Below are 17,478 nucleotides of genomic sequence, written 5' to 3' on the forward strand. Positions count from 1 at the left end.
GCTCCACCCCCCAGGGTCCTGAACGTGCAGGAACATGATGCATCGACCCTGTGGTGTTTGCGTGGCCGAATGAGCCATCGTCATGGAGAGCCGGGGGAGAGAAGCCATGGAAGTGAGGACAAAACCCACTATGCGTAAGGGAATACTTGGCGTAGCACTTGCTGGCGCCTTCTCCGCCGGGTTGGTCTTCGGTGCGGTCGGTCCGGCGGATGCGATCTGGAACTCCGCGCCGACGGTTCAGGCGGCGCCCGGCGATGCGATCTGGAACTCGGCGCCGGCGGCCGCGGTGGCCCAGAAGGACCCGGTCTGGAACGCGAAGCCCGCGGACGCGATCTGGAACTCCGCGCCGGCGGCCTCGGCGGCGCAGCAGGACCCGGTCTGGGACTTCGCCCCTGTGGTGCAGAAGGACCCGGTCTGGAACGCGAAGCCCGCGGACGCGATCTGGAACTCCGCACCGCTGAACTCGGCGGCGCAGCAGGACCCCGTCTGGAACTCCGCACCGACGGACGCCGCCGCATGATCACTCCGCCCGACGACAGGACCCTGCGCCGCGAGATGGCGATCGCCTACCGGTCCGGCTGGCACACGATCGACCTCGTGACGGCGATTCCGAACCCGGGTGACTCCCTCATGGTCACCCTCTTCGGAGAGCCGATCATCGTGGTGCGGGACGACGAGGACGACGTCAAGGCGTACCGGTGTCTGCGTCGCCCCCGCGGCGCACCGCAGCCGGTGCGGACCGTCGTCCGGTACGGAATGATCTTCGTCAACCTCGACCAGCGTGATCACCAGCTGGTCGGGGACGCGGGGCCCGGGGCCTCGCACACCGGCTCTACCTCTGCCACCCCCCGCAGTGCCTGACGCGATTCCCCCGTCGTAACAGATCGCGCAGGTGCTTCCCCCCGCAGCGGCGTCACCGTGGACCTGAACACGGTGGCGCCGCTGCAGTTTTGTGCGCGGTTCGCGCCGCCGGGCCGGAGCCTCGCGCAGGGCTCTCAGTCGTCGAAGACGGCGTTGCCCGTGCCCCGGTCCACCGCGATCTCGATGACGACGCGCTCCGGGTTCGGGCGCGGGGCGCGGCTGTAGCGCTCGGCGTACCGGCGCTCGGCGTCCGCGACCGAGTCCGGGTCCGTGCGGACGGTCGCCGTGCCCTCCAGGGTCGCCCAGCGCCGGCCGTCGACCTGGCAGACCGCGACCCGCGCCGGTTCCCGCCCCGCCAGGACGTGGGCGACCTTCCGCGTGGTCCCGCTCGTGATGACGCGGGCCACCCGCTGCTCCGCGTCGTAGGTCACGCCGACCGGGACGACGTGCGGCGTGCCGTCCGGGCGCAGGGTCGTCAGCGTGCACAGATGCCGCTCCCGCCAGAAGCTGAGGAAGGCGGTGCCGGGGGCGTCCAGGTCGATCTTCTTGGCCATGACCGGGAATCTATCCTCCCTACCTTGAGTGGAATAGACTCAACTTTGTGTACGTTGGACAGGTCAGATCTGACCGTGGCGTGACGCAGAAGGAGACAGGTACGTGGACGCCGAGCTGACGAACCGGAGCCGTGACGCGATCAACGCGGCCAGCAGTCGGGCCGTGTCCGGGGGGCACCCGGATCTGACCCCGGCGCATCTCCTGCTCGCCCTGCTGGAGGGGCAGGACAACGAGAACATCACCGACCTGCTGGCCGCCGTCGACGCCGACCAGGCGCAGGTGCGGGCCGGGGCCGAGCGGGTGCTCGCCGGGCTGCCGAGCGTGACCGGGTCGACCGTCGCGCCGCCGCAGCCCAGCCGCGAGATGCTCGCCGTCCTCGCCGACGCCGGCGCCCGCGCCAAGGACCTGGGCGACGACTACCTCTCCACCGAGCACCTGCTGATCGGCATCGCCGCCAAGGGCGGAGCGGCCGGCGAGGTGCTGACCGCGAACGGGGCCGGTGCGAAGAAGCTGGCCGAGGCATTCACCAAGAGCAGGGGAGGGCGCCGGGTGACCACACCCGACCCCGAGGGTTCGTACAAGGCCCTGGAGAAGTTCGGTACCGATTTCACCGCCGCCGCCCGCGAGGGCCGGCTCGACCCCGTCATCGGACGCGATCAGGAGATCCGCCGGGTCGTGCAGGTGCTGTCGCGGCGCACGAAGAACAACCCCGTGCTCATCGGTGAGCCCGGCGTCGGCAAGACCGCCGTCGTCGAGGGCCTCGCCCAGCGCATCGTGAAGGGCGACGTGCCGGAGTCCCTGAAGGACAAGCGGCTCGTCTCGCTCGACCTCGGCGCCATGGTCGCGGGCGCGAAGTACCGCGGCGAGTTCGAGGAGCGGCTCAAGACCGTCCTCTCCGAGATCAAGGAGAGCGACGGGCAGGTCATCACGTTCATCGACGAGCTGCACACCGTCGTCGGCGCGGGCGCCGGCGGCGACTCCGCCATGGACGCGGGGAACATGCTCAAGCCCATGCTCGCCCGCGGTGAGCTGCGCATGGTCGGCGCGACGACCCTCGACGAGTACCGCGAGCGCATCGAGAAGGACCCCGCTCTGGAGCGCCGCTTCCAGCAGGTGCTGGTCGCCGAGCCGAGCGTCGAGGACTCCATCGCCATCCTGCGCGGCCTCAAGGGACGCTACGAGGCCCACCACAAGGTCCAGATCGCCGACAGCGCGCTCGTCGCCGCCGCCACCCTCTCCGACCGGTACATCACCTCCCGCTTCCTCCCCGACAAGGCCATCGACCTCGTCGACGAGGCCGCGTCCCGGCTGCGCATGGAGATCGACTCGTCCCCCGTCGAGATCGACGAACTCCAGCGCGCCGTCGACCGGTTGAAGATGGAGGAGCTGGCCATCGGCAAGGAGACCGACCCGGCCAGCCGGCAGCGCCTGGAGAAGCTGCGCCGCGACCTCGCCGACAAGGAGGAGGAGCTGCGCGGTCTCACCGCCCGCTGGGAGAAGGAGAAGCAGTCCCTCAACCGCGTCGGTGAACTGAAGGAGAAGCTCGACGAGCTGCGCGGGCAGGCCGAGCGCGCCCAGCGCGACGGCGACTTCGACACCGCCAGCAAGCTGCTCTACGGCGAGATCCCCACCCTGGAGCGGGACTTGGAGGAAGCCTCCGCCGCCGAGGAGGAGGTCGCCAGGGACACCATGGTGAAGGAGGAGGTCGGGCCCGACGACATCGCCGACGTCGTCGCGTCGTGGACCGGCATCCCCGCCGGGCGCCTCCTGGAGGGCGAGACGCAGAAGCTGCTGCGCATGGAGGACGAGCTCGGCAAGCGCCTCATCGGACAGAGCGAGGCCGTGCGCGCCGTGTCGGACGCCGTCCGGCGCACCCGCGCCGGGATCGCCGACCCCGACCGGCCGACCGGATCGTTCCTCTTCCTCGGCCCGACCGGCGTCGGCAAGACCGAGCTCGCCAAGGCCCTCGCCGACTTCCTCTTCGACGACGAGCGGGCCATGATCCGCATCGACATGAGCGAGTACGGCGAGAAGCACAGCGTCGCGCGGCTCGTCGGCGCCCCGCCCGGCTACGTCGGGTACGAGGAGGGCGGCCAGCTCACCGAGGCGGTGCGCCGCAGGCCGTACTCGGTCGTGCTGCTCGACGAGGTCGAGAAGGCGCACCCGGAGGTCTTCGACGTCCTGCTCCAGGTGCTCGACGACGGACGGCTCACCGACGGCCAGGGCCGCACGGTCGACTTCCGCAACACCATCCTGATCCTGACCTCGAACCTGGGCTCGCAGTTCCTCGTCGACCCGCTCACCGGCGAGGACGAGAAGCGGCAGCAGGTGCTCGACGTCGTACGGGCCTCGTTCAAGCCGGAGTTCCTCAACCGCCTCGACGACCTGGTGGTCTTCTCCGCCCTGGACAAGGACGAGCTGCGGCGCATCGCGGGCCTGCAGATCGACCGGCTGGCCAAGCGCCTCGCCGAGCGGCGCCTCACGCTCGACGTCAGCGACGCCGCCCTCACCTGGCTCGCCGAGGAGGGCAACGATCCGGCCTACGGAGCGCGCCCGCTGCGCCGCCTGGTGCAGACGGCCATCGGCGACCGGCTCGCCAGGGAGATCCTGTCGGGCGAGGTCAAGGACGGGGACACGGTCCGCGTCGACGCCTTCGGCGACGGCCTTCTGGTCGGCCCCGCCACCGGCAAGACGCTGTAGCGACCGTCCGCAGTCGGCGAACGGCCAAAACCCGGCGGACAGGCCTTCCGGGCTTGCCCCCCGGGGGGCCCCGTGGGAGAGGATGGGCCCCAGCCATACGAAGGGACCAAGCACGTGAGCATCGACCCGTCCTCGATTCCGAACTTCGGGGGACAGCCCGAACCGCAGCAGGGGGCGGGACCGGCAGGCCCCGTCATCCCCGACCAGGATCTCGTCAAGCAGCTCCTGGAGCAGATGGAGCTCAAGTACGTCCTCGACGACGAGGGCGACCTCGCCGCGCCGTGGGAAGAGTTCCGTACGTACTTCATGTTCCGCGGCGAGGGCGACCAGCAGGTCTTCTCGGTGCGGACGTTCTACGACCGGCCGCACACGATCGAGGTGAAGCCGCAGCTCCTGGAGTCCATCGACGACTGGAACCGGCGCACCCTGTGGCCCAAGGTCTACAGCCACACCCACGACGACGGCACGGTCCGCCTCATCGGCGAGGCCCAGATGCTGATCGGCACCGGTGTCTCCCTGGAGCACTTCGTGTCGTCGACCGTCAGCTGGGTGCGCGCCGCGATCGAGTTCGACCGCTGGCTCGTGGAGCAGCTCGGCCTGGAGTCCGAGGTCGACTCCGCCGAGAAGCCGCAGGACGACGGCGAGGAGTGACCTTCCGGTCGACCCCCTCCAGCTACAGGGGCGTGTGGGCGTAGACGATCAGATACGTCCCGTACGTCACCGAGAGCCCGGCCAGTACGCCCACCACCAGGAGGGCGTGCGCAGGCCGGGCTCTCGCCGTTCTGGCCAGGGCACAGGCCAGCGGCAGCAGCAGCGGGAACGCGGGCAGCAGGAAGCGCGGCTTGGACTCGAAGAAGCCGGAGCCGCCGACGGCGACGAGGAGCAGGACGCCGCTGTACACGAGCAGCGGCAGCGGGGCGCGGTCCAGGAGCAGCAGGGCGAACAGCAGCACCCCCACCGCCACGATCACCAGCGTCATCGCGAACACGAACCGGTCCCCGTCCAGCAGCATCCGCTTCGCGAACCGGGCCGAACCGGCCCCGAAGTCGAACGTCGAGCCCCAGCCGCGCTGCACCGCGAAGTACCCGCCGAGCGGATCGCCCTTCCGGAGCCCGACCCACAGCACGTACGCGGCCCAGCCGGCCGGCGCGAGCAGCGCGCCCGTCCACAGCCTGTGGGGAACCCGGCCGCGCCGCCGCACCATCTCGTACCCGGCGGTGACCAGGACCGCCGCGGCGACCGCGGAACCGTTCGGCCGGGACAGGCCGGCGAGCGCGGCCAGCGAACCCGCCCACAGCCAGCGCCCGCGCAGCACCGCGTACAGCGACCACGCGGCCAGCGCCGTGAGGACCGGCTCGGTGTAGGCCATGGACAGCACGACCGAGTGCGGCAGCAGGCCCCACAGGACGACGAGCAGGGTGGCCACCGTGCGGCCGTGCAGGAGGGTGCCGATCCGGTAGACGCCGAGGGCGGCGGCGAGCGTCGCGGCCCACGCGATCAGCAGGGCGCAGGTCCCGGCGCCGAGCGGGAGCGCCCCGTGCAGGGCCCGGATCAGCGCCGGGTACAGCGGGAAGAACGCCAGGTCGCTGTGGACGACGCCGGGCTCGAAGTACAGGGTGCGGACGCCGTAGCCGTGCGCGGCGATGCCGAGGTACCACTCGGAGTCCCAGGACCGGCCGAGCAGGGTGAGGGGCCGCTGGTCGCTCAGCCGGGCCGCGGCGGCCACGGCGAGCATGCCGGTGAGCCGGGCGGCGGCGAACAGGCCGAGGGCGCGGGCCGCGCCGGACGGGCGCAGGCGCGGCAGGGCCCGGGATCCGGCGGTGGCTGAGGGGGTGTCAAGAACGGCGGTGCTCTGCTCGGTCACATCCGAACCCTGCGATGCCCGTGCCGCGCCCGCGATTCGGGCGCGGCCAGACGGGGGCGGCCGCGGGGCCTCAGAGCTGCTTGAGCCGTCCGACGGCGTCCGCCAGTACGTCGTCCCGCTTGCAGAACGCGAACCGGACGAACGGGGCGCCGGCCTCCCGGTCGTCGTAGAACACCGCGTTCGGGATCGCGACGACGCCGCACCGCTCGGGCAGCGCCCGGCAGAACGCGAAGCCGTCGTCGAAGCCCAGCGGCCGGATGTCGGTCGTGACGAAGTACGTGCCCTGCGGCCGGAAGACGCCGAACCCGGCGTCCGCCAGGCCCGCCGCGAGCAGATCCCGCTTGGCCGTCATACCGGCCCGGAAGTCCGCGAAGTAGGAGTCGGGCAGGGCGAGGGCCTCGGCGACCGCGTACTGGAACGGGCCGGACGAGACATAGGTGAGGAACTGCTTCGCCGAGCGCACCGCCGTGACCAGCTCCGGTGCCGCCGTCACCCAGCCGACCTTCCAGCCGGTGAACGAGAACGTCTTGCCCGCGGAGCCGATCGTCACCGTCCGCTCGCGCATCCCGGGCAGCGTCGCGAGCGGCACGTGCTCGGCGTCGTCGAAGGTCAGGTGCTCGTAGACCTCGTCGGTGACGACGAGCAGATCCCGCTCGACGGCCAGCTCGGCGACGGCGGCCAGCTCGGCGCGGGTCAGCACGGTGCCGGTCGGGTTGTGCGGGGTGTTGATCAGCAGCAGCCGGGTGCGGGGCGTGATCGCGGCGCGCAGCTCGTCCAGGTCGAGGCGGAACGAGCCGTCGTGCGGCCGCAGCGTCACGGGGACGCGGGTGCCGCCCGCCAGCGCGATCGAGGCCGCGTACGAGTCGTAGTACGGCTCGAACGCGACGACCTCGTCACCGGGCTCGACCAGCGCGAGCAGCGAGGCGGCGATGGCCTCGGTCGCGCCCGCCGTCACCAGGACCTCACGGTCGGGGTCGAGCGCGATGCCGTAGCGGCGCTCCTGGTGCGCAGCGATCGCGGTGCGCAGCTCGGGGACGCCCGGGCCCGGCGGGTACTGGTTGCCGCGCCCGTCGCGCAGCGCCCGCACCGCCGCCTCGCGCACCTGCTCGGGGCCGTCGGTGTCGGGGAAGCCCTGGCCGAGGTTGATGGCGCCGGTCGAGACGGCCAGCGCGGACATCTCCGCGAAGATCGTCGTCCCGAACTCGGCGAGCCGGCGGTTGAGCAGCTGGCGCGGGCTGGCAGGCGTGGCGGTCATGGCCGCCATCCTGCGCCGAACCCCTGGAGTTCCTCAACTTGCCGAGGGAGGCGCCGCTCGCTCATGAGTCCGGCTCGTGAAGCACTCCTCCGATGCCCTGCCGGGGTATAGCGTGGAGGTGAACCGTGAGGGCATGCGGACCGGGCGGATCCGGTTGAAGTGGCGCCCTTCGACGGGCAGACCCGGGACAAGAGGCGAGTACGCGTAATCCCTGTCAGCGGGCACGTCATGGCTCTTCTACGGAGCCGCCTCTCTCTCGCTGCCGGACGGGTCGAGCCCGGTCCCTGCCGCTGTCGCGGAAGCGGGAGACCGCTGATCGGCAGGAACGCCATGCCCACCAACGACCTCAACCTGTACGTCGCCCGGGCTGTTCTCGACCTCGCTCACCGTCCCGAAGGCTTCGATCCGCTCGAATTGCTGCACGATCTGACCGCGCAGGCGGTCGCTCTGCTGCCGGTGCGCTGCGCCGGAATCACGGTCCGGAACGAGCAGGGCCAGGTCGTCTACGTCACTGCCTCCGACATGACGTGCGCCGGCCTGGAGGAGGACCAGATCGAGCTGGACGAAGGGCCGTGCCTGGACAGTGTCAGGACCGAGCAGTCCCTGCCGCTGACCCTGCTGACCAGCCCGTGGGCCGCGGAACGCTGGCCCCGGTTCACTTTCCGCGCCCGCCGCGTGGGTATCAGGGCCGTCGCCGCGGTGAGGCTGCCTCTGCCGCACATGACCTTCGGAGCACTCAACCTGATGATGGCGGGACCGCCTTACGTCACCAGCCGGGACCTCGAACTGGCCGACGTCCTGGCGAAGGCCGCTGCCGTGGCCCTGACGCACCAGCGGCTGCTGGCCGGCCGGGACGAGGTCGTCGCCCAGTTGCAGACCGCGCTGGACAGCCGCTTGGTGATCGAGCAGGCCAAGGGGGTGCTTTCGGCCACCCTGAACGTCAGCGTGGACGAGGCGTTCACCCGGCTGCGGGCCCACGCCCGCGCCCGGGGGCAGAAGCTCACCGTGCTGTCGACCCGGATCGCCCTGGGCGACATTCCCCATGACCTCGTCCCGGCCCCGTGACCCCGGTCCCACGCCGGGCACGCTGGTTTCCTTCCTGCTGCGTGCGGTCCGGAAGGGAACACGTGATGTCTCGTGATGAGTCGGCAGACCTCGTCAAACGACTGCGTCGGGCCGCGCGCGACGGCCAGAACCTGTCCGCAGTGCCTGCGGCCACCGCTGCCCGCCTGCTGCACCTGGATGCCCTGACCTTGAGCTTCATCTCTTCCGGCGGCCACTTGGAACTGCTCTGGGCCGATCCCGCCGACCCCATGGGGCCCGTTCTCGAAGACCTCCAGTACACCCTCGGCGAAGGCCCCACCCTGGATGCCGTTCGCACCCGCCGCACCGTCACCGAAGTCGACCTGTCCGCCACCGCCCGCTGGCCCCTCTTCACGCCCGCCGCCTGCCGCACCCCGGCACGCGCCGTCATCGCCACCCCGCTGCTCCTGGGTGTCATCGCCGCGGGCGCGCTGACCGGCTACCAGACCACCCCGGGCCCCTTCCCAACGGAACAGCAACGCAACATGGCCCGCTTCGCCCAAGTGGCCCTGGACCTCCTGCTGAGCACCCCGCCCGCAGCCATGACCACCGAAACCGGCCTGCAGGCCAACGGCCTTGAGCTGCACCGCGTCGAGGTCCACCAAGCCGCCGGCGTCCTCACCGTCCACCTGGGGCTGCCCATCGAGGACGCTCTGCTCCGCCTCCGAGGACACGCCTACCGGCACGGCCGGCCCGTGCTCGACGTGGCGCGCGACATCCTCGCGGGCCGCATCGAGCTCGAACCGGACCGCCCTTAGACGGCCCGCTCGGCCACCATGGCCCCTGGTTCCGCCTCCGCGGCAGGCCAGGGGCTTTCGCGTACCCGGAAACCTCTGGAGTTCCTCAACTCTGCTTTGACCGCGTACGGGCACGGGCATCCCCCTCACACGCCCCGCTCGGGGCGCCCCTCGGGGGATTCGGGGGAACGAGAAAGGAGGACCGGTGATGGAAGCAGTCGTCATCGTGGTCTTCGTGGCAGTGGTCGTCGCCATCGTCGTCGGAACGGCCCGGGCGGGCGGCAGCGGCCGCTCGTCGCGTACATCTCTCAAGAAGCGTTCCAGCGGTTCGCGCAGCAGCGGCAGCTGGTGGGCCGGCGGCGGCGGGGCCGTCGGCGGTTCCTCGTGTTCTTCCGGTTCGTCCGGCCATCACGGCGGGCACCACTCGTCGTGCGGCGGCGGATCCTCGTGCGGCGGCGGCAGCTCCTGCGGCGGCGGCTCGTCGTGCGGCGGCGGGGGAGGGTGCGGCGGCGGCAGCTGACGCCGGACCCGGGGCGTGCGGCCCGCGCGGAGACGACTGACACGGGGCAGTCGGTCCGCGTGGGCCGCACGCACGTTCCCCTTGACACCCGGCCGGTGGTGCATCGGTCACGAAAGATGACCGCGACAGTTGAACAGTTGAGCTGTGCAGCCCTCGGGGGGATGGAAACCCTCCGAAGTTGGGTAAAAACGCTGTGACGCCGCCACCGCTCATGATTCCCTCTTAACCGTCAACTCAGCCCTCGTACTACGTTCTCAACGCGTTCTCGTGGGCACGAGCCGGTCCCTATGACGTAGCCGGCCCCATCTCCCCCTGCGTGCCAGCGGAGCCGACCCATGCTCACGACCCTGAACACCGCCTACACCGACACGAGTGCGGCCGATCTGGCCTGGGCCCTGGGCCGCGAGCCGCTTCCCGCGCTCGCCTCCCTCGACCTCGAACTTGCCGGTGCGAAGCTTCAGTTGAGGCTCCTCGGCGCCTCCCACCAGGTACTTCTCGAGGAGGAGCAGGGCAGCTGTTCCGAGACCGTCGCCTGTATCCCCGGCAGCAGCACCCCGCTGCCGCTCGGCGTCGCCAAGCGGGTCGGCGACTGGGAGTACGAATTCGCCGCCCGAGTCGAACATTTGACGGCTGGTCAGTTCGCCGGACGGGCCCAGGAGCTGCTGGCCCTGGTCGCCGACCACCCGAACGGGCTGGCGGGCGTCTTCCCCGGCAGCCCGCACGCCTTCACGGCGATGCTCGCCCAGCGCCACGAGGGCCAGGTGCAGTGGCGCACCTGGCACGCCTATCCGCAGGACGGTCAACTCGTCGCCACCCGCAGCCGGGTGGGAGTACGGATGCCGCTCGCCGCCGCACTGTAGTTCTCACCGAGGGCGGGGCGGGGAGTATGCGTGCCACGCGCCGGTTCCACACGTGTGGGTGACCGGGTGGAGTCGGACGGTGACGTAGCGTTCCAGGCGTGATCGAACCGCACGTGCCCGCCCCGCCCGCGGGCCCCGGACTGTCCCGGTCCCGCAGCGGGCCGGGCCGGGCCCCGCTCCCCGTGAAGCCGGGCACCGGCCGGTTCCTCGTGCTGGCCTGCGTCTTCGTCTGCGCGGCCTGCGGACTCGTCTACGAGCTCGAACTGGTCGCGCTGGCCTCGTACCTGATGGGCGACTCGGTCACCCAGGCCTCCGTCGTGCTGTCCGTCATGGTCTTCGCGATGGGCCTCGGCTCGCTCGCCGCCAAGCGCCTGCGGCTGCGCGCCGCCGCCGGGTTCGGCCTGGTCGAGGCCGCGCTCGCGCTCGTCGGCGGCTGCAGCGCGATGGCGCTGTACGCCGTGTTCGCGTGGACCGGCGGCTGGGGCGGGGCCTGGAGCGACGGCCCGCGCTGGCTGCTGGTCGCCTTCTCCCTCGGGATCGGGGTGCTGATCGGCGCCGAGGTGCCCCTGCTGATGGTGCTCATCCAGCGGATCAGACGGCAGGACCCGGGCGGCGCCGTCGCCGACCTGTTCGCGGCGGACTACGTCGGCGCGCTGGTGGGCGGCCTCGCCTTCCCGTTCCTGCTGCTGCCGATGCTCGGCCAGCTCACCGGCGCCCTGCTGACCGGCGCGGTCAACGCGGTGGCCGGGGGCGCCCTCGTGCTCGGCCTGTTCCGGCGGGACCTGAGCACCCGGGGCCGCTGGCTGCTCCTCGTCGCCAACGTCACGGTGCTCGGCCTGCTCGCCGCCGCCTGGGTCCTCGTCGACGACTTCGAGCGGGCCGCGCGGCAGGCCATGTTCGGCGCGCACATCCGGGTCGCCGAGCGGACCGGGGAGCAGGAGGTCGTGCTGGCCGGGGGCGAGCACGGCCCCGTCGACCTGTACCTCGACGGGCAGCTGCGGGTCAGCGGCCGCGACGAGGCCCGCTACCACGCGGCGCTCGTCGACCCCGCGATGCGCGGCGCGCCGCATGCCCGGGTCCTCGTGCTCGGCGGCGGGGACGGGCTCGCCGTGCGCGAGGTGCTGCGCCACCCCGGGGTGCGCCGGGTGGACGTCGTCGACACCGACCCCGGGGTCGTCCGCCTCGCCCGCACCGATCCGCGGCTCACCTCCCTGAACGGGCGGGCGCTGAACGATCCGCGGGTGCGCGTGACCACGGGGGACGTCTTCAGTCGGCTGCGCGCGGTGCGCCGGGCCGTCCCCTACGACGTGGTCGTCTGCGATCTGCCCGACCCCGGCCGCACGGACAGTACGAAGCTGTACTCGCAGGAGTTCTACGGGCTGGTGGGGCGGGTGCTCGGCCCTCGCGGGCGGGTTGTGGTGCACGGCGGGGCGGTGTCGGGGCGGTTCTGGACGGTCGAGTCGACGGTTCGCTCCGCGGGGTTGCGGGTGGTGGCCTATCGGGGGGCCGGGGATGCGGGGTTCGTTCTCGGCGGGTGGGAGACGCCGGCCGGGGTGTCAGGTGTGCGGGTGATCCGGCCGGGCCGGGGGTACGCCCCGTCGACGCTGGTGCATCCGCGGTACGGGAGCTAGACGCCGTGGGGGTGTCGTGTGCGTCGCCGGGTGCGGCCCGGTGGGGCTTCTCGAGCAGTTCCCCGCGCCCCTGAGGGAACGGCGCGACCAGCCCCCACCGGCCGGAACCCGCAGCGATCCGTACCCGCAACGGCGAAGAGGACCCCCGTTCCCGACGGAGTCGCTAGGCTCGGGTGGCATGGAGCATGAGGTGTTCGTTCCGGTTCCGGCGGAGTCCCTACGGGCGGTGCTCTGCGATCCCCTCCGCGTGGCCCGGGCGCTGCCCGGGTTCCAGCGTGACGCCTCCGGCGAGGGAGGCCGCCTGAAGGTACGGATCGGCGGGCACGCCATCACGTACCGCGGCACCGTCCGCGTCACGGAGGCGTCCGACGGCTCGTTCGCCGTGACCGGCGACGCCACCGAGGCCCGCGGCACGGGCGGCGTGAAGTTCGCGCTGAGCGCCCGCGTCGCCGCGTCCGGCGGCGGCTGCGCCCTGGTCTTCACCGGCACCGCCTCCGGCGACGGCCGCGTCGCCGAACTCCCGCAGGACGCCGTGGAATCGGCGGCCCACCGACTGCTGAACCGTTTCGCGGGGAACCTCGGCGCGGCGGTCCAGGAGCCCGGCTCCGAGGAACCGGACGAGGAACCGCGGGACGACACGGACACCCCCGCGGAGCAGCACGTGTCCGTCCACGAGACCGAGGTGCCGCCGTCCTCCCTGGCCCCCGGGGCTGATGCCGGCGTGATCGACGGCATCGAGGAGATGGCCGACCTCGACGGCATCGAGGTCGCGGAGAGCACCGGCGACCTCCCGGCCGAGCCCGCCGCCGCCCACGCCCGCCGCACGATGATCGGCCGCAGCGCCGAGGAGGTCGACCACGCGCCGCCGCGCGGCCGGTACGCCCCGGTGCCCGCGCCGGAGGGCGTCACCGCGAGCGCCACGCTGCGCTGGGCCGCGCCCGCCGCCGCCCTCGCGGTCGCCTCGGCGATCGTCGTCGGCCGGGCCCTGCGCAGGCGCCGGTAGCGCGGCCGGGAGGCCCGGGTCATAGGGTCGGCGTCGTGACGACAAAGGAAACGACGCTGACCGCGGGCGACGCGGAAGTGACCGTGGCGCCGGGCAACGGCTGCCGGGTGAGCAGTCTGAGGATCGCCGGCACCGAACTGCTGCGGCAGGGCGAGCGCTACGGCTGCTTCCCGATGGTGCCGTGGTGCGGGCGCATCAGGGACGGCCGGTTCCGGGACGGCACGCACGTCCACCAGATGCCGCTGAACTCCCCGCCGCACGCCATCCACGGCTTCGCCCGCGACGCCGAGTGGACCACCGCGCGCGTCAGCGACACCGAGGCCGTGTTCACGTACGACCTCGCCGAGCCCTGGCCGTACACCGGCCGGGTCACGCAGCTGGTCGCCCTCACCGAGGACTCGCTGACCCTGACCCTGGGCATCGAGACGTACGGCGACTCGTTCCCCGCGCAGGCCGGCTGGCACCCCTGGTTCAACCGGCAGCTGGGCGACTCCCAGGTGGAGATCGCCTTCGACGCCGCCTGGCAGGAGCAGCGCGGCGAGGACCATCTGCCCACCGGCAAGCGCATCGACGTACAGCCCCAGCCGTGGGACGACTGCTTCGGCATGCCCGACGGCGTCGACGTCACGCTGACCTGGCCCGGCGAGCTGGAGGTGAACGTGAAGAGCCGCGAGCAGTGGGTCGTCGTCTACGACGAGCAGGAGGCGGCGGTGTGCGTCGAACCGCAGACCGGCCCGCCGAACGGGCTGAACACCGCGCCCCGCCTGGTCACCCCGGTCGAGCCGCTGGAGGCGAGCACCACATGGACCTGGCGGCGGCCGTAAAACCGGGCCTTTAAGCTCGTAGGCATGACGACGAACGACGTGCGCGACGCGCTGCTCCAGCAGATCAAGGACAAGGCCGTGGTGCACGGCAAGGTGACGCTCTCCTCCGGTCTGGAGGCCGACTACTACGTCGACCTGCGCCGCGTCACCCTCGACGGCGAGGCCGCCCCGCTCGTCGGCCAGGTGCTGCTCGACCTGACCGCCGACCTGGACTTCGACGCGGTGGGCGGCCTGACCATGGGCGCCGACCCCGTCGCCGGCGCGATGCTGCACGCCTCCGCCGCCCGCGGCGAGCGGCTGGACGCGTTCGTCGTCCGCAAGGCCGCCAAGGCGCACGGCATGCAGCGCCGGGTCGAGGGTCCGGACATCAAGGGCCGTCGGGTGCTCGTCGTCGAGGACACGTCCACGACCGGCGGCTCCCCGCTGGAGGCCGTCCAGGCGGTGCGCGAGGCGGGCGCCGAGGTGGTCGGCGTCGCCACCATCGTGGACCGGGCCACCGGCGCCGCCGAGAAGATCACCGAGGGCGCCGGGGTCCCGTACCTCTTCGCGTTCTCGAAGGACGAGCTCGGCCTCGACTGAGGCCGGACCTCGGGCCAGGTCCTATGACCCGCCATGTCAGGCCTTCCCCGGACTGGAGCATTCGCGCAAGTCTGGAAGGATGGGGGCGACGATGATGTCACCCCATGGTGCTTGGTGAGGGTCGGACCACCGGTCGAGACACCTGAACAACCCAAACCCGCAATCGCGCGCTTCACGAGGAGTCGGCAGATGGCCATCGCAACCCCGGATCAGTACAACGAGATGCTCGACCGGGCCAAGGCGGGGAAGTTCGCCTACCCGGCCATCAACGTCTCGTCGACGCAGACCCTGAACGCCGCGCTGCAGGGCTTCGCGGAGGCCGAGTCCGACGGCATCATCCAGATCTCGACCGGTGGCGCCGAGTACCTGTCGGGCCAGGGCGTGAAGGACATGGTGCCGGGCGCCGTCGCCCTCGCCGAGTTCGCGCACGTCGTCGCCGAGCGCTACCCGAACAAGATCGCGCTGCACACCGACCACTGCCCCAAGGGCAAGCTGGACGGCTACGTGCGCCCGCTGCTCGACATCTCCGCGGCCCGCGTGGCCGAGGGCAAGAACCCGCTGTTCCAGTCGCACATGTGGGACGGCTCGGCCGAGACCCTCGCCGACAACCTGGACATCGCCCAGGAGCTGCTCGCCAAGGCCAAGGCCGCGCACATCATCCTGGAGATCGAGATCACCCCGACCGGCGGTGAGGAGGACGGCGTCTCGCACGAGATCAACGACAACCTCTACACCACGGTCGACGACGCGGTGCGCACCGTCGAGGCCCTCGGCCTGGGCGAGAAGGGCCGCTACCTGCTGGCCGCCTCGTTCGGCAACGTGCACGGCGTGTACAAGCCGGGCAACGTCGTGCTTCGCCCCGACCTGCTCGCCGAGCTGAACGCGGGCATCGCCGAGAAGTACGGCAAGCCGGCCGGCTCCAAGCCGTTCGACTTCGTCTTCCACGGCGGCTCGGGCTCCACCCTGGAGGAGATCCGCACCGCGCTGGAGAACGGCGTCGTGAAGATGAACCTCGACACCGACACCCAGTACGCCTTCACCCGCCCGATCGCGGGCCACATGTTCGAGAACTACGACGGCGTCCTGAAGGTCGACGGCGAGGTCGGCAACAAGAAGACGTACGACCCGCGCGTGTGGGGCAAGAAGGCCGAGACGGGCATGACCGCCCGCATCGTCGAGGCCTGCGAGAGCCTGCGTTCGACGGGTACGCGCATCAAGTAACCCGTATCAGCCCGTGTGCGGGCCCGGCGTTCCTTCGGGGTGCCGGGCCCGTGCCATGCCCGGAGGTATGCAGTGACGCCGACGTACGACTTCGACACCCCCGTCGACCGGCACGGCACCTGGTGCGTGCAGTGGGACGGCATCACGGACCGCTTCCCGGTGCCGGACCTGCTGCCGTTCACCATCTCCGACATGGACTTCGCGTGCGCGCCCGAGGTGCTCGGCGCCCTCGGCACCCGGCTCGCGCACGGCGTGTTCGGCTACACGGACTGGCAGAACGAGGACTTCCGCGGAGCGATACGCGACTGGTTCCGCACCCGGTACGCCACCGAGGTCGACGTCGACCGGCTGGTGTACGCGCCGTCCGTCCTCAACCAGGTCTCCCAGCTGCTGCGCATGTGGACCGGACCGGGCGACGGCGTCGTCCTGCACGCGCCGACCTACGACGGCTTCCGCAAGGCGGTCACCGGCCTCGGGCGCGAGATGCGCACCGTCGGGGTCGACGACTGGGCCGGTCTGGAACGGGAGCTGGCCCGCCCGGACAGCCGCGTCCTGATCCTCTGCTCGCCGCACAACCCGACCGGGCGCGTGTGGACGGACACCGAGCTGCGGCGCCTCGCGGACCTCGCGCGGACCCACGACGTGGCGGTGATCAGCGACGAGATACACGCCGACCTGACCCACGACGGACACCTGCACCTGCCGTGGACGCGGTACGCCGACGGGCTGCGCTGGGCGCTGGTCACCTCGGCCACGAAGTCCTTCAACTTCCCCGCGCTCAGCGGAAGTTACGGGTTCATCGGGGACCCGGACGACCACGCCGAGTTCGTCCGGCGGATGAACACCGGCGAGGGCCTCGCCTCCCCGGCCGTGCTCTCGCTCACGGCCCACGTCGCCGCGTACCGCGAGGGCGGCGCGTGGCTGGATGCCCTGCGCGCGTACACGTACGGCAATCTGCGGCTGCTGGAGGAGCGGCTCGACGCGGCCTTCCCCGAGCTGAAGTGGCGTGTCCCGCAGGCCGGATATCTGGCCTGGATCGATCTGCGCCCGCTCGGCGTCACGGCGGACGAGGAACTGCAGCGCATCCTCGTCGAGCAGGAGAAAGTCGCCGTCATGCCGGGCGGCACGTACGGCGCTCCCGGTTTCGTGCGGCTGAATCTCGGCTGTCCGCGCGCCAAGGCGGAGGCCGGGATCGACGCGGTGGTGCGGGCCGTGCGGACGCTCACCGCAGGTGACTGATTGGCGCCGTGGAGCGCAGCCACCCGGATGGCGCAGACTGGAACCCATGAGCCTTCACGAGAACCTCCTCGGGGGACCGCCCCCGACCCACCTGCCCGACGACCCGGAGCCGCGCGAGCTGCTCGCGAACGGCACGGCCCCCGCCGATGTCGCCGCGAAGTACCCGACCTCCTCGCTCGCCTGGGCGCAGCTCGCCGACGCCGCGTACGAGCGGGGCAGCGTCGTCGAGTCGTACGCGTACGCCCGCACCGGGTACCACCGGGGCCTGGACGCCCTGCGCCGCAGCGGCTGGAAGGGCCACGGGCCCGTGCCGTGGGAGCACGAGCCGAACCGCGGCTTCCTGCGCGCCCTGCACGCCCTGGCCCGGGCCGCCGGAGCCATCGGCGAGCAGGAGGAGTACGAGCGCTGCTCGCAGTTCCTGAAGGACTCCTCGCCGGCCGCCGCGCAGACGCTCGGCTAGTCGCCCGCACCCGTGAGGCCCGCCTGTGATCAGGCGGGCCTTGCCGTTTCGGGGGACGATTGTGAAGGATGCGAGGCGGGGACCGG

18 protein-coding genes are annotated in these 17,478 nt (G+C 71.8%); 15 read left to right on the forward strand and 3 right to left on the reverse strand.

What is annotated here, in order from left to right; all coding sequences use genetic code 11:
* The first annotated feature begins 130 nt into the window (after positions 1-130).
* Positions 131-520, forward strand: coding sequence for a hypothetical protein (locus tag ACVHNB_RS00965; RefSeq protein WP_428953392.1), 390 nt, complete (start codon positions 131-133; stop codon positions 518-520).
* Entirely contained in the window at positions 517-861 is a 345-nt protein-coding gene (locus tag ACVHNB_RS00970; protein ID WP_428953391.1) for a hypothetical protein, read from the forward strand. Before ACVHNB_RS00965 ends, ACVHNB_RS00970 begins: the two co-directional genes overlap by 4 nt.
* A gap of 134 nt (positions 862-995) precedes the next feature.
* Here the strand turns inward: ACVHNB_RS00970 and ACVHNB_RS00975 are convergent, their stop codons facing one another.
* Positions 996-1,415: a PPOX class F420-dependent oxidoreductase gene (locus ACVHNB_RS00975; RefSeq protein WP_428953390.1), complete on the reverse strand. Its 420-nt coding sequence runs from the start codon at positions 1,413-1,415 to the stop codon at positions 996-998.
* Between the two features lie 103 nt (positions 1,416-1,518).
* On the opposite strand from ACVHNB_RS00975, the gene clpB reads away from it, so the two are divergent.
* Both clpB and ACVHNB_RS00985 read left to right on the forward strand, forming a co-directional pair.
* Positions 1,519-4,116, forward strand: coding sequence for an ATP-dependent chaperone ClpB (gene clpB / locus ACVHNB_RS00980; RefSeq protein ID WP_428953389.1), 2,598 nt, complete (start codon positions 1,519-1,521; stop codon positions 4,114-4,116).
* 114 nt (positions 4,117-4,230) lie between these two features.
* A complete protein-coding gene (locus ACVHNB_RS00985; RefSeq protein WP_428953388.1) occupies positions 4,231-4,767 on the forward strand; it encodes a YbjN domain-containing protein in 537 nt (178 codons plus the stop codon).
* Between the two features lie 22 nt (positions 4,768-4,789).
* On the opposite strand, the gene ACVHNB_RS00990 is transcribed toward ACVHNB_RS00985, so the two are convergent.
* Together ACVHNB_RS00990 and ACVHNB_RS00995 are read right to left on the reverse strand one after the other, a co-directional pair.
* Complete coding sequence (locus ACVHNB_RS00990) at positions 4,790-5,980, reverse strand: hypothetical protein (protein WP_428953387.1); 1,191 nt, start codon at positions 5,978-5,980, stop codon at positions 4,790-4,792.
* Positions 5,981-6,050: 70 nt separating this feature from the next.
* Entirely contained in the window at positions 6,051-7,244 is a 1,194-nt protein-coding gene (locus tag ACVHNB_RS00995) for a pyridoxal phosphate-dependent aminotransferase (RefSeq protein WP_456227214.1), read from the reverse strand.
* A gap of 321 nt (positions 7,245-7,565) precedes the next feature.
* Here ACVHNB_RS00995 and ACVHNB_RS01000 point away from each other — a divergent pair, with 321 nt between their 5' ends.
* From ACVHNB_RS01000 to ACVHNB_RS01050, 11 genes are all read left to right on the forward strand, one after another.
* Positions 7,566-8,300: an ANTAR domain-containing protein gene (locus ACVHNB_RS01000; RefSeq protein ID WP_428953385.1), complete on the forward strand. Its 735-nt coding sequence runs from the start codon at positions 7,566-7,568 to the stop codon at positions 8,298-8,300.
* Positions 8,301-8,365: 65 nt separating this feature from the next.
* Positions 8,366-9,076, forward strand: coding sequence for an ANTAR domain-containing protein (locus ACVHNB_RS01005; RefSeq protein ID WP_456227215.1), 711 nt, complete (start codon positions 8,366-8,368; stop codon positions 9,074-9,076).
* A 187-nt stretch (positions 9,077-9,263) separates the two neighbouring features.
* Positions 9,264-9,575, forward strand: a complete 312-nt coding sequence (locus ACVHNB_RS01010; protein WP_428953383.1) for a hypothetical protein — start codon at positions 9,264-9,266, stop codon at positions 9,573-9,575.
* Positions 9,576-9,910: 335 nt separating this feature from the next.
* Complete coding sequence (locus ACVHNB_RS01015) at positions 9,911-10,435, forward strand: DUF2617 family protein (protein WP_428953382.1); 525 nt, start codon at positions 9,911-9,913, stop codon at positions 10,433-10,435.
* A gap of 98 nt (positions 10,436-10,533) precedes the next feature.
* Positions 10,534-12,066: a polyamine aminopropyltransferase gene (locus tag ACVHNB_RS01020; RefSeq protein WP_428953381.1), complete on the forward strand. Its 1,533-nt coding sequence runs from the start codon at positions 10,534-10,536 to the stop codon at positions 12,064-12,066.
* A 178-nt stretch (positions 12,067-12,244) separates the two neighbouring features.
* Entirely contained in the window at positions 12,245-13,069 is an 825-nt protein-coding gene (locus ACVHNB_RS01025) for an SRPBCC family protein (RefSeq protein WP_428953380.1), read from the forward strand.
* Positions 13,070-13,104: 35 nt separating this feature from the next.
* Positions 13,105-13,893 carry an aldose epimerase family protein gene (locus tag ACVHNB_RS01030; protein ID WP_428953379.1) on the forward strand — a complete coding sequence of 263 codons (789 nt, stop codon included), beginning with the start codon at positions 13,105-13,107 and terminating at the stop codon, positions 13,891-13,893.
* A gap of 24 nt (positions 13,894-13,917) precedes the next feature.
* Positions 13,918-14,472 (forward strand): orotate phosphoribosyltransferase, encoded by a 555-nt coding sequence (gene pyrE / locus ACVHNB_RS01035; protein WP_428953378.1) that lies wholly within the window; start codon positions 13,918-13,920, stop codon positions 14,470-14,472.
* A 189-nt stretch (positions 14,473-14,661) separates the two neighbouring features.
* Positions 14,662-15,693, forward strand: a complete 1,032-nt coding sequence (gene fbaA, locus ACVHNB_RS01040) for a class II fructose-bisphosphate aldolase (RefSeq protein WP_428953377.1) — start codon at positions 14,662-14,664, stop codon at positions 15,691-15,693.
* Between the two features lie 72 nt (positions 15,694-15,765).
* Entirely contained in the window at positions 15,766-16,932 is a 1,167-nt protein-coding gene (locus ACVHNB_RS01045; RefSeq protein ID WP_428953376.1) for a MalY/PatB family protein, read from the forward strand.
* Between the two features lie 46 nt (positions 16,933-16,978).
* Positions 16,979-17,392: a DUF3151 domain-containing protein gene (locus tag ACVHNB_RS01050; RefSeq protein WP_428953375.1), complete on the forward strand. Its 414-nt coding sequence runs from the start codon at positions 16,979-16,981 to the stop codon at positions 17,390-17,392.
* Positions 17,393-17,478 lie beyond the last annotated feature (86 nt).

The sequence above is a fragment of the Streptomyces sp. YJ-C3 genome (genome assembly GCF_053891275.1).

Coding starts and splice junctions, on each gene's coding strand:
- ACVHNB_RS00965 (WP_428953392.1), top strand. CDS start 131: ATGCGTAAGGGAATACTTGGCGTAGCACTTGCTGGCGCCTTCTCCGCC.
- ACVHNB_RS00970 (WP_428953391.1), top strand. CDS start 517: ATGATCACTCCGCCCGACGACAGGACCCTGCGCCGCGAGATGGCGATC.
- ACVHNB_RS00975 (WP_428953390.1), bottom strand. CDS start 1,415: ATGGCCAAGAAGATCGACCTGGACGCCCCCGGCACCGCCTTCCTCAGC.
- ACVHNB_RS00995 (WP_456227214.1), bottom strand. CDS start 7,244: ATGGCGGCCATGACCGCCACGCCTGCCAGCCCGCGCCAGCTGCTCAAC.
- ACVHNB_RS01000 (WP_428953385.1), top strand. CDS start 7,566: ATGCCCACCAACGACCTCAACCTGTACGTCGCCCGGGCTGTTCTCGAC.
- ACVHNB_RS01005 (WP_456227215.1), top strand. CDS start 8,366: ATGTCTCGTGATGAGTCGGCAGACCTCGTCAAACGACTGCGTCGGGCC.
- ACVHNB_RS01010 (WP_428953383.1), top strand. CDS start 9,264: ATGGAAGCAGTCGTCATCGTGGTCTTCGTGGCAGTGGTCGTCGCCATC.
- ACVHNB_RS01015 (WP_428953382.1), top strand. CDS start 9,911: ATGCTCACGACCCTGAACACCGCCTACACCGACACGAGTGCGGCCGAT.
- ACVHNB_RS01025 (WP_428953380.1), top strand. CDS start 12,245: ATGGAGCATGAGGTGTTCGTTCCGGTTCCGGCGGAGTCCCTACGGGCG.
- pyrE (WP_428953378.1), top strand. CDS start 13,918: ATGACGACGAACGACGTGCGCGACGCGCTGCTCCAGCAGATCAAGGAC.
- fbaA (WP_428953377.1), top strand. CDS start 14,662: ATGGCCATCGCAACCCCGGATCAGTACAACGAGATGCTCGACCGGGCC.
- ACVHNB_RS01050 (WP_428953375.1), top strand. CDS start 16,979: ATGAGCCTTCACGAGAACCTCCTCGGGGGACCGCCCCCGACCCACCTG.